The 12,400-nt window shown below is 67.0% G+C and carries 12 protein-coding genes and 6 pseudogenes; 9 read left to right on the top strand and 9 right to left on the bottom strand.

Annotation, left to right across the window (positions count from 1 at the left end):
• Positions 1 to 152 precede the first annotated feature (152 nt).
• Both ACGFQC_RS17245 and ACGFQC_RS17240 read right to left on the bottom strand, forming a co-directional pair.
• Positions 153 to 392, bottom strand: a pseudogene (locus tag ACGFQC_RS17245) (transposase); the annotation flags it as partial.
• A gap of 75 nt (positions 393 to 467) precedes the next feature.
• A pseudogene (locus ACGFQC_RS17240) lies at positions 468 to 1,112 on the bottom strand (transposase family protein); the annotation flags it as partial.
• Positions 1,113 to 1,376: 264 nt separating this feature from the next.
• Between ACGFQC_RS17240 and ACGFQC_RS17235 the strand changes: the two are divergent.
• Positions 1,377 to 2,180, top strand: a complete 804-nt coding sequence (locus ACGFQC_RS17235) for a class I SAM-dependent methyltransferase (protein ID WP_363091643.1) — start codon at positions 1,377 to 1,379, stop codon at positions 2,178 to 2,180.
• A 623-nt stretch (positions 2,181 to 2,803) separates the two neighbouring features.
• Positions 2,804 to 3,223: pseudogene (locus tag ACGFQC_RS17230) on the top strand (DUF6973 domain-containing protein); the annotation flags it as partial.
• 120 nt (positions 3,224 to 3,343) lie between these two features.
• On the opposite strand, the gene ACGFQC_RS17225 reads toward ACGFQC_RS17230, so the two are convergent.
• Positions 3,344 to 4,108 carry an SDR family oxidoreductase gene (locus ACGFQC_RS17225; RefSeq protein WP_363091644.1) on the bottom strand — a complete coding sequence of 255 codons (765 nt, stop codon included), beginning with the start codon at positions 4,106 to 4,108 and terminating at the stop codon, positions 3,344 to 3,346.
• A gap of 122 nt (positions 4,109 to 4,230) precedes the next feature.
• On the opposite strand from ACGFQC_RS17225, the gene ACGFQC_RS17220 reads away from it, so the two are divergent.
• The gene (locus ACGFQC_RS17220) at positions 4,231 to 4,701 is read left to right on the top strand and encodes a MarR family transcriptional regulator (protein ID WP_363091645.1); all 471 of its coding nucleotides are present in this window, start codon (positions 4,231 to 4,233) and stop codon (positions 4,699 to 4,701) included.
• A 100-nt stretch (positions 4,702 to 4,801) separates the two neighbouring features.
• On the opposite strand, the pseudogene ACGFQC_RS17215 reads toward ACGFQC_RS17220, so the two are convergent.
• A pseudogene (locus ACGFQC_RS17215) lies at positions 4,802 to 4,921 on the bottom strand (alpha/beta hydrolase); the annotation flags it as partial.
• 38 nt (positions 4,922 to 4,959) lie between these two features.
• Here ACGFQC_RS17215 and ACGFQC_RS17210 point away from each other — a divergent pair.
• The 4 genes and pseudogenes from ACGFQC_RS17210 to ACGFQC_RS17195 form a co-directional block, all read left to right on the top strand.
• Positions 4,960 to 6,087: an integrase core domain-containing protein gene (locus ACGFQC_RS17210; protein WP_363091646.1), complete on the top strand. Its 1,128-nt coding sequence runs from the start codon at positions 4,960 to 4,962 to the stop codon at positions 6,085 to 6,087.
• Complete coding sequence (locus ACGFQC_RS17205; protein WP_363091647.1) at positions 6,084 to 6,347, top strand: hypothetical protein; 264 nt, start codon at positions 6,084 to 6,086, stop codon at positions 6,345 to 6,347. The genes ACGFQC_RS17210 and ACGFQC_RS17205 overlap by 4 nt, the downstream gene beginning before the upstream one ends.
• Before the next feature lie 31 nt (positions 6,348 to 6,378).
• Positions 6,379 to 7,095: pseudogene (locus tag ACGFQC_RS17200) on the top strand (HNH endonuclease family protein).
• A gap of 64 nt (positions 7,096 to 7,159) precedes the next feature.
• Positions 7,160 to 7,699: pseudogene (locus ACGFQC_RS17195) on the top strand (GGDEF domain-containing protein); the annotation flags it as partial.
• Between the two features lie 162 nt (positions 7,700 to 7,861).
• Here the strand turns inward: ACGFQC_RS17195 and ACGFQC_RS17190 are convergent.
• Complete coding sequence (locus ACGFQC_RS17190) at positions 7,862 to 8,194, bottom strand: hypothetical protein (RefSeq protein WP_363091648.1); 333 nt, start codon at positions 8,192 to 8,194, stop codon at positions 7,862 to 7,864.
• Positions 8,195 to 8,617: 423 nt separating this feature from the next.
• Here ACGFQC_RS17190 and ACGFQC_RS17185 point away from each other — a divergent pair, with 423 nt between their 5' ends.
• Entirely contained in the window at positions 8,618 to 9,013 is a 396-nt protein-coding gene (locus tag ACGFQC_RS17185) for a contact-dependent growth inhibition system immunity protein (RefSeq protein WP_363091649.1), read from the top strand.
• A 41-nt stretch (positions 9,014 to 9,054) separates the two neighbouring features.
• On the opposite strand, the gene ACGFQC_RS17180 is transcribed toward ACGFQC_RS17185, so the two are convergent.
• The 4 genes from ACGFQC_RS17180 to ACGFQC_RS17165 all read right to left on the bottom strand — a co-directional run bounded on the left by ACGFQC_RS17180 (position 9,055) and on the right by ACGFQC_RS17165 (position 11,513).
• Positions 9,055 to 9,903, bottom strand: coding sequence for an IS5 family transposase (locus ACGFQC_RS17180; RefSeq protein WP_363091650.1), 849 nt, complete (start codon positions 9,901 to 9,903; stop codon positions 9,055 to 9,057).
• A gap of 76 nt (positions 9,904 to 9,979) precedes the next feature.
• On the bottom strand, positions 9,980 to 10,519 hold the full coding sequence (locus ACGFQC_RS17175) for a DUF3732 domain-containing protein (protein WP_363091664.1): 540 nt from the start codon (positions 10,517 to 10,519) through the stop codon (positions 9,980 to 9,982).
• A gap of 207 nt (positions 10,520 to 10,726) precedes the next feature.
• Positions 10,727 to 10,957 (bottom strand): hypothetical protein, encoded by a 231-nt coding sequence (locus tag ACGFQC_RS17170; RefSeq protein ID WP_363091651.1) that lies wholly within the window; start codon positions 10,955 to 10,957, stop codon positions 10,727 to 10,729.
• Between the two features lie 157 nt (positions 10,958 to 11,114).
• Positions 11,115 to 11,513: a peptidase inhibitor family I36 protein gene (locus ACGFQC_RS17165; protein WP_363091652.1), complete on the bottom strand. Its 399-nt coding sequence runs from the start codon at positions 11,511 to 11,513 to the stop codon at positions 11,115 to 11,117.
• 412 nt (positions 11,514 to 11,925) lie between these two features.
• On the opposite strand from ACGFQC_RS17165, the gene ACGFQC_RS17160 reads away from it, so the two are divergent.
• Complete coding sequence (locus ACGFQC_RS17160) at positions 11,926 to 12,261, top strand: beta/gamma crystallin domain-containing protein (RefSeq protein ID WP_363091653.1); 336 nt, start codon at positions 11,926 to 11,928, stop codon at positions 12,259 to 12,261.
• Positions 12,262 to 12,400: the final 139 nt, after the last annotated feature.

The following is a 12,400-nucleotide window of genomic DNA, read 5'->3' as shown; positions in this document are numbered from 1 at the left end:
CGACGCCAGCTGGGGTGGGAGCGTCCGGAGCCATCAGCGCGGACGACTCCCCACCCGACCCGGCTGTCATTACTGAGGTTGAACTCGTGGAGTCGCAGAGGCTGACACCTCGGGGTCTGTCAAACGAGCGGTGTAACTGGGGTTGTTGAGGGTTACTGGCGGGCAGCAGAGAGGCGGCCGTCGAAGGTGATATCGAAGGCGTTCAGCGCGGTCTTCCAACGCATGGTCCAGCGGGCCTGGCCCTTGCCGGTGGGGTCCAAGGACATGATCGCCATGTAGACGCATTTCAACGCGGCCTGCTCGTTGGGGAAGTGGCCGCGGGCCTTGACCGCCCGGCGGATCCTAGCGTTGACGGACTCGATCGCGTTGGTCGTGCAGACGGCTCGCCGGACTCGGCCTCGGTCACGTTGTTGCTGGTCATCGATGCATCTTCCATGATCGGGAGTTACACCGAACGTTTTACAGTCCCGCTCGCCGAGGCAGCGGATCTTGGCGTGGGTGGTGTTGTGGCGACGCTTCCATCGCTTGAGGCGGCGGCCCCGAAACGGTACGCGGACGGGTCCGCCGGCGCCTTGATATGCCTTGTCCGCCCAGCATTTGAGTTCCGCATCGGCGAGGGCTTCGATGATGCCGTGCTGCCGCGCGGCGGTCAGGTCGGGAGTCGAGCCGGGCAGAGCCGGCGAGGCCCAGAGCAGCCGTCCGAACGGATCGGTGAGGACCTGGACGTTCATGCCGTGGCGTTTGTGTTTCCCGGAGTAGTACGGGGTGTCGGCGGCGATGCGGTCGATCGGCAGCAGGGTGCCGTCGAGGATCACGAACGCCTTCGTCCGGATCGTCTTCATCGCCTCGGCCAGGGACGGGGCGAGGGCGGCCAGGGCCTCGACGGCTTCACGTATGTAGCGGTAGACGGTCGTGATCCCGATGTCGAACCCGGCAGCGAGCTGGGCATAGGTGTCACCGCACCGTAGATGGGCCAGAGCGAGCAGTGCCTGACGTGCGGCGGGAAGGCGCCGCCACCGCGTTCCGATCTCCTGCCGCCGGGCTGTCAGTTGTCCGGTCAGGAACCGCAGGGTGCGGCTGGACAGATCAATCGAGGACGGGTAGACAAGCACGCGAAGCTCCTGGCGGATAAGGGTGATCTTGGTCTAGAACCCGTCTACCAGGAGCTTCGTCGTTGCGCAGGACAGTCCAACTCGCGGTCAGGCACCGCAGGACCTGCGTCGGTGCGGCGTGCCGCGGTTTTCCATGAAATCCGGTGGAGTCTCAGCGGCCGGAAGTGGTTGGGTCCTGCTCAATGCTTCGCTGACACGGCCCGGCACAGTGCGAGGCACAAGGTCCGAGTCGCAGGCGCGGTCAAGCCCGCGTGGCATCGAATGATGGAGGTTATCGCGGTGGCTGGTTATGGGGCGCTTTCCGACGTATACGAGTGGCTGATCGGGGACGACAGGTTGACCCCCGCCAAGGCAGTCGCGGTTTACTACAGCGATGTCGTGGGCTCTGCGCTGCCCAATGCGCGCGTCCTCGACTGCGCGTGTGGAACCGGCCAGCTCGCCGTCGGTCTCGCGAGTCTTGGCCTTGACGTGGTCGCCGCAGATGCCGGCAAGGGGATGGTTCGCCGGACCGAGAAGGCCGCCGACGAGCAGGGTGTCTCGCTTCGAGCCCTCCGCGCGAGCTGGGACGAGCTGCCCGAGCACCTGGAGGACTCCACGTTCGATCTGGTGTTTTGCGTCGGCAACTCGCTCGGGCACGCCGAGGGCGCAGCCGGGCGCCTGACCGCACTGGAAGCGATGTCGGGGCTGCTGAATCCAGGCGGACGCCTTGTGCTCCACTCACGCAACTGGGAGCTCGTGCGCTCCGCCGGCTCACGGGTAGACGTCCGCGATCGGCTCATCCGCCGCAACGACCGCGATGCGGTCGTCAGCTACTACTGGCAGATCGAGCAGCGCTGGGAGCAGGAACACTTCCTCGAGATCGTGGTCGCCCAGATCGAGCCGGACGGGTCAGTGCGAGCCTGCTCGGAGCGGTTGTCCATCTGGCCCTACCGGTACGAGGACCTTGTGGCGCAGTTGCGGAGTGTCGGGCTCACGGTGCAGTCCACCACCTTCGCCCCCGAGAGCGATGGATACCTGGTGGTCGCCAGCCGCGACCAGGCGCGAGGCACGTCGGAGCCGGCGCGCTGATCCGCCTTTCGTCTTCGTTGCCGACCTGCCGACTCGCGACTGCCTGCAGCGCTTCGCGAAGTGTTCAGCGCTTGAAGCGGTTGCTGCGGGTGCGGTCCTCACCCTGTATCTGACCTGCTCAAGCTGAGGTTGGAAACAGCTCACTGTGACCGTTCGCCGAACGTTTCCTTCCGGCGCCGCCAGGCCCTCACCTTGCACCGACCCGAGCAGAACAGGGCCGTCGACCTCCGCTCGACGCCGGCCACCCACCGGGCCCCGCACTCGGGACACTCGGCCTCCCCGACCTCGCCCTGCACGGCCGCCAGACGCTTGCGCAACTGCCGGTCCGTACACCACTGCCTGGCACGACACGCCGAAGAACAGAACAAGGCGTCAGGCCGGGCCCCCGGCCTCAGCCGCTCGCCACAAGCCAGACAGTTCCTCTCCCCGGCCCGCCCGGTGCCCTTGGACACCACGCCAGCGTAGAACCCAAGGCTACTCAGAACCGGGGATCAGAAACAGGTACTGACCGCCGGCCTCGGAGGCGGCGCGGGTCGGGCAGATACCGCAGCAGGTCCAGCAGGTCGGGCAGTTCATCGGAGCGGGCCGGATCGGAACCGGCGAGTTGGCCCAGCCCGGCAGGGATGGGCGATGGGTACGCAGCAGGCGCGGTCTTCCGGTGTGGTGATCAGCGAACTCGACACTCCATGATCACCGGGAGCCGTGCCTGCGCGCGTATCTGCCGATCCGTCACGGATCACCATCGCGGACGAGTCGGGCCATCAGGCGCATACCGGCTACCTCGGGCCAACCGCGAGAACAACGGAGCCCTGCAGCCTGGGGAGGACGAACGCCAAGCTCAGGCGGCGGCGTGGGCGCGGCCGCCGACGGGCACCGGTGACTTCTTCCGGCACTGCTGCTGGAACGCACTGATGGAAATCCGCCTCTCCACCAAGGACGCGTACGAGATCGCCACGCGTCACGAGTCCACCTCCCGGGGCAACGACAAGGAGATGGACCTGCGCAACAACAGCATCGGGCGGGGCATCGGACGTGCCAACATAGGCAAGACGAGCGTCGGCATCCGCAGCAGGGTGGCGTGCCGCAACACCCAGAAGAATGGCAGCCTGTGGATCATCAAGATCGGCCGCCTCGTCAGGAGCAACAAGGGAGGGGCCCTCTTCTCATACGAAATACAGCCCTCCGTCAACATTCAGGGTCTGGCCGGTGAGGAATGCCGCGTCCTCGGATGCGAGGAAGAAGATCGTTCCTACGAGATCTGCCGGCGTTTCATCGCGGTGGAAGGAGCGCAGGTTCCGCTGCATCTCCAGGAGAGGTTCGGGCAGTACCCCGGCTGTCATGGGAGTGATGGTGAGGCCCGGCGTGAGCAGGTTGACGGTGATGCCGTACTGGGCGAGTTCGCGGGCCAGGACGCGGGACAGGCCCATGACGCCTCCCTTCGCTGCCACGTAGTGGGCCTGCTGGGGGGTGCCGTTGTGGACTGACCCGGATCCGATGTTGACGATGCGTCCCCGGCCGCCCTCCTTCATGAGTGGGACGAATGCGCGGATCATGAGGAAGGTGCCGGTCAGGTTGATGTCTAGAATCCTGCGCCACTCCTCGGTGCTCATCTCCTCGAAGAGTGTGTGCGAGAAGAAGCCGGCATTGTTGATGAGGACATCGGCGGCACCGAACCGCTGCCGAACTGTGTCGGCGAACGCTGCAACGCTGTCCTCGCTCGCAATGTCTGCGGCCACGGTGTGCAGCCGTTCGTTCCTTCCGCCTGCTGCATCGGTGTCCCAGCGGCCGCGCCACGTCTTGAGCGTTGCGCCTGCAAGGTCCGAGGCAACGACCGTGTCGCCGGCGACCAGGAACCGATCGACAATTTCCGAACCGATGCCCCCGGCTGCTCCGGTGACAACGACTGTTCGTGCGGGACTTGTGTCCATGTGATCCTCCGAGTTAGACATCAGTCATCTTATCAGTTAGCTGACACTAATCAAGGTCGGATAGCCTGACCATCCGCTGGCAAAGGGGCACTCGGCCCCACAGCGCAGAGGCAGAGAGCGAGATGGCGGAGAACTTCGAGCAGAGACTGACGTACCTGTTGCGGCGGGTCAGCACGGCGCTCGCCCATGACGTCGACAAGGCGCTTCGGCGCTTTCCTCTGACGCATGCGCAGTACGGCGCACTCGCGCAGTTGGGTCTCGTCGACCCCGAGGCTCTCTCTGCTGCAACGATGGCGGAGAGGAACGGCATCACCGCACAGTCCATGTCGACCGCTATCGCCGGATTGCTCGAACGCGGACTAGTTCGCCGCGAGCCGCACCCGACACACGGTCGCATCCTTCAGGTGCGTATCACTCCGGAGGGAACGGAGCTCTTGGCGCGCGCCCATGCATCCACAGGAGCGGCCGAAGACCGAGCTCTCGCCTTCTTGGACGACGAGCAGCGGCTCGGGCTTGGCCGCGATCTACGCAAGATGATGCGTGCCATGAATCTTTACCTGTACCAAACCGATCCTGACGACAGGGTCACCTGACACGAGCAGTCGGGCGGCGAGCAACCAAAATGGGGGACGGCTACGCTCGGACTGACACGGAGGAGCCCTTCTCGGTTTGATGGAAGCTGCCGTGTCGTCAGCCGTCGCTGCTGGAGATCCCAAGAACCGGGACCGTCAGGCGCTGTTGTTCCAGCCCGTCGTGGTTCTTCTGCGCCGACTCGGCGGCGTCCCGGTAGTAGGCCAGGGATGCACCGGGACCTGTACCGCTCGGAAAGTCATTGCTGCAGGTGCGTACCCATGTCCTGGAGCGTCGGTAGCAGCTGGGATGCTGTCATGGTGATCGTCTCGCTGCTGTGCAGGGTGACCCGGAAGCTGCTGGCCGTCCCCGGCATACTGCTGCGCCGCGACACCACGAAGGAAGCTGAACTGTTCGTGCTGCGGCACGAGAACACGGTCCTGCGCCGCCAACTCGCAGGACCGGTGCGCTACGAGCCGGCCGACCGGTTCTGGTTTGCTGCCCTGTCATCGCTGATACCGCGCCGCCGCTGGGCGCAGGTCTTCCCGGTCCAGCCCGGCACCGTACTGGCCTGGCACCGCAGGCTGATCGCGAAGAAGTGGGACTGTTCCAAGCGCCGCGGCCGCACCAGCCGACCCCCGACCCCGGCCGCGCTGAGGAAGCTCGTCCTGCGCCTGGCCGAGGAGAATCCGAGGTGGGGCCATCGCCGGATTCAGGGCGAGCCGGCCCGGCTGGGGCACCCGATCTCACCGTCCACCGTCTGGCAGATCCTCAACGCTGCGGGCATCGACCCGGCCCCACGCCGCTCCGGCCCCGGCTGGCGCACGTTCCTCACTGCCCAGGCCGAGGGGATCATTGCCGCGGACTTCTTCCACCTCGACACCGTCCTGGGCAAGCGCCTGTATGTGCTGGCGTTCCTCGAGCACGGCACCCGGCGCCTGCACCTGACCGGCGTTACCGCCCACCCGACCGGCCAGTGGGCGGTGCAGCAGGCGCGCAACCTCGCCGCTGACTTCGGCACACGGACGGAGTACCTGCGTTTCATGCTGCGCGACCGCGACACCAAGTACACCGGGGCCTTCGACGCCGTCTTCCAGTCAGAGGACGTGGACGTGCTGCTCAGCGCGCCCCGGGTGCCGCGAATGAACGCCCACTGCGAGCGCGTGATCGGCACGATCCGCCCAGAAGCCTTGGACCACGTGCTGATCGTGAACGAGGCCCATGCGCGTCGCGTCCTCGGCCGGTACCAAGATCACTACAACGGGCACCGGCCTCACCAGGCCCGGGACCAACTCCCGCCCGACGTGAGCGAAGAACCCACCGCCGAACGCCAGCACGGCCATCCCGGCAAACTCCTACGCACCCACATCCTCGGCGGAGCGATCAACGAGTACCGATATGCGGCTTGACCAGCAGCGATGACTTTCCGAGCGGCACACGTCTTTGCGGCAGGCGACGGTCTGGGCTGCAAGAAGGCCACCACGTCTTCGTGGGATGTCAGCAGGGGCAGCAAAGCGCCAAGTTCGGCCGGCGTGTTCGGTCCGTTCACACGGGCACCGTATCCAAGGCCGCCGACAGCGACCTGGGCAAGCCGCCCCATCGTATCGCCGGCGGCGTCGCCTTTGTCACGGGTGAGGGGTTCCTGCACGGCGGCACGAAGAAGCGGTGAGCGACCCGGGTGAACGCGGTCACCCTCGCGGATGATCCGCAGGCCGAACCCGCCCAGCACCTCCCGCGCCACGCGTTATCCACATTCGGTGACCCACACCCTCGCGCACATTCTCGCCGCCTCCGTCCTCGCCCTCGCACCGCTCGCCGCGGCCCTCGCGCACGCGGTGGCCGCAGAGCCCGTCGTCCTACCGCTCACCGACGCCGTCACCGCCCTGCTCCTCGCCGGTGAGTCCCGCGACGGCTACACCCGTGACGCCTTCCGCCACTGGAATGCCGGCGCCGACCCGACCGACGGCTGCACCACCCGCGGCGAGGTCCTCCTGGCCGAAGCCGTCACCGCCCCCGTCGTCGGCGCCCGCTGCGCGCTGAGTGGCGGCAGCTGGTTCTCCTACTACGACGAGACCACCGTCGCAGACGCCTCCGGTCTCGGCATCGACCACATGGTGCCCCTCGCCGAGGCCTGGGACTCCGGCGCCTCCGTCTGGACCGCTGCCCGGCGCGAGGCCTACGCCAACGACCTCGGACAGCAGACCAGCCTCGTCGCCGTCACCGCCCGCTCCAACCGCAGCAAGGCCGACCAGGACCCCGCCCAGTGGCTGCCCCCGGCCCAGGGCGCGGTGTGCCGGTACGTGGCCTAATGGACTGCCACCAAACTGCGCTGGAACCTCACCACCGACCAGGCAGAGCACGACCGGCTCGCCGACGACTGCGGCGACACCACCGTCACCTACACCCCCGCGTTGTAGAGCGACGGCTCACGCGTCGTCCCCGGTCCCCCGGGGATGACGGCCGAGACGGTCGGCCCGGAAGGATCCGCTGACCGGCCTGCTGCGCCGCGACGCCTACACCGCCCGCCGGCTCCTGGCCCGCCACGGCGACACCGTGGCCGTGGTCATGGTCGACGCCGACCACTTCAAGGCCGTGAACGACACGATGGGCCACCCGACTGGCGACGCCGTCCTGACGGCCTTCGGCGCCCGGCTCACCGCGTGGGCGGGCCCGCACGCGTCGGCAGGCAGGCTCGGAGGCGATGAGTTCACGGTCGCCCTTCAGCTGCCCGCCGCACGTCGCGAGCAGCGCCTCGCGCAGCTGGTCCGCATGCTGCACGCACCGGTCGTCTTGGACGACGGCCGCACCGTCGACATCGCCGCTTCGGTCGGCGCCGCGACACCGGACGCGATCGGATCCCGCGACCTGGCCATGCTGCAGAAGGCGGCCGACGCAGCCCTGTACGAAGGCAAGCACTCCGGCCGCGCCCACCTCGCCACCGCCGTGCACGCCACGGTTCCCACCATCAACGGCCGCCGGGCCGGCCGCCCGGGTACGAGCAGGTGGGGGCGTGCAGCATGAGCACTGCGCCCCTCCCCGAGGGCGACTGGATTTGCGGCATCAGCATCCGGCAGCCGTACACGGCCTGCATCCTCGCCAATGCCAAGACGGTGAAGAACCGGTCTGCCGAAGCTCATCCGTCAAGTCACCCTGGCCAACCACAAGATCAATGATCAGGTAGGGCTAGTCACCGATGAACCACAGGTAGCTGCCCGGCGTCACTGCACACGCTTCAAGGAGCTCGGCCAGGTCGAGCAGAGCCGCCTTTTGCTGGTCGTCAGAACAGTTCTGTGTCAAGGCGGCGACTTCCTCGCGGGCGACTTGAGCTTCCTGTTCGTTGAACAGCGTGTCACCGTATGGATCCACCCAGCCGAGCTTGCCCGAGCCGTGCCGGTCGAGGGTGCTCAGCACCCTCGACAACGCTTCACCGTGCTCGTAAGAGCCCCGCAGCAAGGTGTCCCGGGACGATCTCTTGCGTGCAGGTCCCCCCGAGTGCAGTTCCAGCTCAATCCCCATGCCCCCTCCTTCGGCCTCGGACACCGAAGCCTCGCAGAGATCATTTGTCAGACACGGCCCAGCGCCCTCACCGACGATGGTGCTCTCTATAGCAAGAGACCCCGCCATCACCTGGATCACACCAGGCGCTGGCGGGGTTCCTCAGTATTTGTCGCAGGGTCAGGCTTGCCGTTCCGGCTGGGACAGCTCCTCGAGCAGGGTGCGATAGGCGTCAGGCTGCTGCTTCCGCAGGATCCGCAGCCACACACGAGCGCCCTCCGCGAATCCGAAGTATTAACGCCGTTAACGGTGGGCCGGTTGGCAGCCTCCGGCGCTGACGCCTCCTCGGAGGTATTAACGCCGTTAACGGTCGACTCGACAGGAGCTGCCGACGCCCCCACAACCTCAGACCGTGTTTGAAATCTGAGGTGGGACGATCGGTCGGTGACTCGACTCGTGAACCGTGACCGTTCCCTTGAGGAGCTTGAGCGCGACCGCTGGTTGGCTCCGTCGGGCGGTGAAACCCGGCTGATGGCGACGGTGCGTGAGCTTCGGCGCAAGCCGATCGGCGGCCTGACGGTCGAGGACATGCGGCTATTGCTCAGGCAAAACGTGGGCCTTGCCTATCTCCTGCCCCTGGCGGTGGAGGTCCTCAAGATTGACCCACTGGCGGAAGGCGACATGTACGAGGGCGATCTGCTGGCCGCCGTGCTCACCAGGAGCGCGGAGGTCTGGAGCGAGTCCCCCGAGCTCGAGCGGGATGTCCGCCTGATCGTCTCGGAGTTGGCCGATGTGCCGCCTGCCCTAAAACCCGGGGTTGAGGGGTTTTTGGCTCTGTAGCTCGCCGACGGCAGCTACCGCGGCGAGGGCCGACAGGCTGTCTACGAGGAGTTTCGCACGGCCGGTCGTGGGCCGGGACGTGTCGCAGCACGGCCCCGGGTGAGCCGGCGGACCATGACGCCGATCATGGCCCAGCGGATCATCGTCTCGGAGTGGGCCGGACTGGTCTCGTAGTCCCGGGCCAGGCGCCGGTGGGCGGTGAGCCACGAGAACGTCCGCTCTACCGCCCACCGCTTGGGCTGAACCTGGAAGCCTCGCTGGCCAGGATCCTTGCGGACGATCTCCAGGTCGCGGCCGAGGATCTGTGCAGCCCACTCGACCAGGCGGCCGGCGAAGCCCTGGTCGGCCCAGACCTTCTTGACGCCGGGGTGGTCGAGCCTGGTCCACAGCAAGGGCCGTTTCGCGCCGTCACGGTCCTGGATGCTCGCCGCGACGACGTGAACGGCCAGGAGCAGGCCCAGGGTGTCGGTGACGATGAACCTCTTGCGGCCCTTCACCTTCTTGCCCGCATCGAAGCCCCTGGTGGCCGCGGGGACCGTATCGGCAGTACGGACGGACTGCGAGTCGATCAGGCCCGCGCTCGGCTCCACGTCGCGATCGTCAGCTTCACGGACCTTGCCACGCAGAGCGTCGTGGATGCGCTCGACGGTGCCGTCGTCGTGCCACCAGGTGAAGTACCAGTACACCGTCGGCCACGGGGCGAAGTCCTTCGGCAGCTGCCGCCAGGCGCACCCGGTCCGCACCACGTAGAAGATCGCGTCCACGATCCGCCGCCGCGGATGCTTCTCCCGACGTCCGCTCTTCGGGCCCACCCGCGCCGGCGGGAGCAACGGCTCCACCAGCGCCCACTGCCCATCCGGCAGGTCAGACGGATACCCACCACCGCTCACGGTGAGCTCAACGAACCCCTCAGCAAAGGGACACGGCAGATCTCAAACACGGTCTGAGAGTGGAGAGGGTGCCTGGCTACGGGGTGGGGTTGTCGTTGAGCCAGGTGGTCGGGATGAGTTTTTCGCCGTTGCGCCAGTTGTAGCGGATGGATGCCTGGTACCAGTCGTGGGGCAGGTCCGCGTGGTCGCTGACGATCATCTGGAAGTTCGGGGCGAGCTCCCTGACGACCTGATGCATGAGTTCGAAGAGGCGGGTGACGGTCACTCGGTCTTCGTCCAGGGCGAGGTCTTCCAGTCGTCCTCGCTGTTTGGCCATGTCGGAGGGGTAGTAGGGCTGGGTCGGCTGGTCGAGCACGAGGAAGCGGGGTACGGGCCGGCTGTTGGCGACGAAGTACTGGTGGAGGGCGAGATGCACGGCCACGTGGTAGCCGACGTGGTTCTTGCCGCTGCCGATGCGGAGCAGTTCGGTGATGCCCTCGACGGTGTCGGCGACGACGGTGAGCTTTTTGAGGTCCAGACGGACCAAGCGGTCGCCGTGTTCGAGTTTCAGGGTTCGGGCGTGGCCGGTCATCCTGCCGCTGAGGTAGCTGAGGCCGTGGGTGAGTTTGTCGTCGATGGTCTCGGTGTCGAGCTGCTCTTCGAGGCCTTGGACGAGCCGCTGGGCGACGGCGACGTCTGACTCCAGGCGCTGGAGGTGTCCGCTGTCGGTCGTGGTGTTGATCTGGCCCAGGTAGGCGCTGATCCTGCCGCGGGTGTAGGCCTGGGCTTCGGCTTGTCCGAGGAGGCCGGCCTGCTGGTTGCGCTGTTCGGGGCGTGCAGGTGTTCAGTTGGTGCTGTTGTTCTCCTTGCCCGATGCTTTCGTGTTCGCGTTGTTGTTCGGCTCGTCCGTAAGGACGCCGTTGAGGAGCGCGCCCAGGGGGTTGCCGGAAGCCAGGGCAGAGACGTTGTTGAGTGTGCCGTCGACGATGCCGGCCTGCGCGGGGGCCACGGAGGCAAGGACTGCACCGGTGGTGAGCGCGGCGATGACAAGGACGCGGGAGGATGACTTCTTCATACCGTGATCAACTCCCGCAACACCTGCTGGGATACGCGTGCAGTCCTCTGAAGGGGCCAATCGTGTTTGTCCGCCGGAGGCGGCTGCCTCCGACAAGGGCACCTGCGCCCAGGCCGGCCGGGCGCACCGGCCCTCGCGAGGTGGTGGTACGGGCAGGTCAGCCGCAGTCGTTGCGGTTGATCTTCAGCGAGCGGATCTGGTCGTTGAGGTTGTAGCCGCGCAGGTCGTGGATGGAGCCGCCGCTGCGGGACACGCACACCCAGCGGCCGGCGTGGTTGCGCTTTTCGTACACGCGGGCGGTGCGGTCGGAGTTGTTGCGGATGGAGCTGCCTCGGTCACGGATCGCGGAGGGCAGATCCTTCACACTGCCGTCCGAAGCCCGGCGCACCCAGAGCTGCCCGCCGAAGTCGATCTCGGGATAGATGCACACGTAGCCGGACGGGCAGTCGATGCCGGCGCGTGCTGCGCCGGTCTCACCGGCGGCCGAAGCAGGAGCGGTCAGGGGAAGCAGTGCCAGGGCGGAGACCGCCACGGATCGCATCAGGGTTTTGATCACGCTCAAGAGATAGCGGCCCCGGGCGGCCGACCGGCCGGATGCCGCCCAGGATCACCCGCGTGGAGGAAGCAGTACAGGCCCCCCGCGGCCGGCCGGTCGGCCGGGCCCGTGCGGGAGTTCCGGAACTGTCAGGAAGAACGGTTTCGGGGGTGTTTCCGTTCGCGGCGGGGTGCCACGCACCGCACGGATCCGCCATCGCGCCCTCACCGTACGTACCCGGGCCGCACTCCCTGGCGGCTCCTCCGCGCGGCGCCGGAAGGCTTTCGTCCGCTTTCCAGTTGTCTGTCGGAGCCCCGTCAAAAATAATGCGACGACGGGTGAACCCGCGGGTGGGGGCCTGCGTTCTACGAGATGGGCAGCGGCTTCGGCCGCTCACCGCCCGAACTGTACAGACCGGATGAAGGACATTCACATGAAGCGCTCGCTCAAGCGAGTCCTGGTCGCGGCCGGCTCGACCGCGGCTCTCGCGGTCAGCCTCCCCGTCAGCACCGCCGCCGCGATCAACACGGCGCCCTGCGGCGACCGGAACGACCTGGTCAAGATCGAGTACTACAGCGGGGGGAGCTCGTCGGTCTGCTACGCCAACGCGGGCTCCATGAACGTCAACATCCCCGAGGTCTACCGGGTCTCGACCGGCAACAACAACGTCATCTTCAGGACGACCCTGGGCACCGAGATCGTGGGGAAGTGGCAGACCAAGAGGGTGGTCGAATACGGTACGACCATGACCAGCCTGCATATCATCTGACGCGTCCACGCGTTCGGGACACGGCACCGAAGAAGCGGGGTGCCCCCGCGCCGGCCCCGGGGCCCCCCCCGGCGACACACACCCCCCCCCCCCGGCCGAAAAAAAAACCCCGCCCGGCGGTGTGCCCGGGGCAAGTTGG

This window comes from Streptomyces sp. NPDC048734 (genome assembly GCF_043198675.1).
Classification (GTDB): Bacteria; Actinomycetota; Actinomycetes; order Streptomycetales; family Streptomycetaceae; genus Streptomyces.
Note: the sequence above shows the minus strand (reverse complement) of the source record. Positions and strands in the feature narration are given on the sequence as shown.

What these genes read in the sequence shown, in the direction of transcription:
- ACGFQC_RS17235 (WP_363091643.1), top strand. Translation starts at nt 1,377, where the DNA reads ATGGAGGTTATCGCGGTGGCTGGTTATGGGGCGCTTTCCGACGTATAC.
- ACGFQC_RS17210 (WP_363091646.1), top strand. Translation starts at nt 4,960, where the DNA reads ATGTCCTGGAGCGTCGGTAGCAGCTGGGATGCTGTCATGGTGATCGTC.
- ACGFQC_RS17220 (WP_363091645.1), top strand. Translation starts at nt 4,231, where the DNA reads ATGGCGGAGAACTTCGAGCAGAGACTGACGTACCTGTTGCGGCGGGTC.
- ACGFQC_RS17170 (WP_363091651.1), bottom strand. Translation starts at nt 10,957, where the DNA reads ATGAAGAAGTCATCCTCCCGCGTCCTTGTCATCGCCGCGCTCACCACC.
- ACGFQC_RS17190 (WP_363091648.1), bottom strand. Translation starts at nt 8,194, where the DNA reads ATGGGGATTGAGCTGGAACTGCACTCGGGGGGACCTGCACGCAAGAGA.
- ACGFQC_RS17225 (WP_363091644.1), bottom strand. Translation starts at nt 4,108, where the DNA reads ATGGACACAAGTCCCGCACGAACAGTCGTTGTCACCGGAGCAGCCGGG.
- ACGFQC_RS17160 (WP_363091653.1), top strand. Translation starts at nt 11,926, where the DNA reads ATGAAGCGCTCGCTCAAGCGAGTCCTGGTCGCGGCCGGCTCGACCGCG.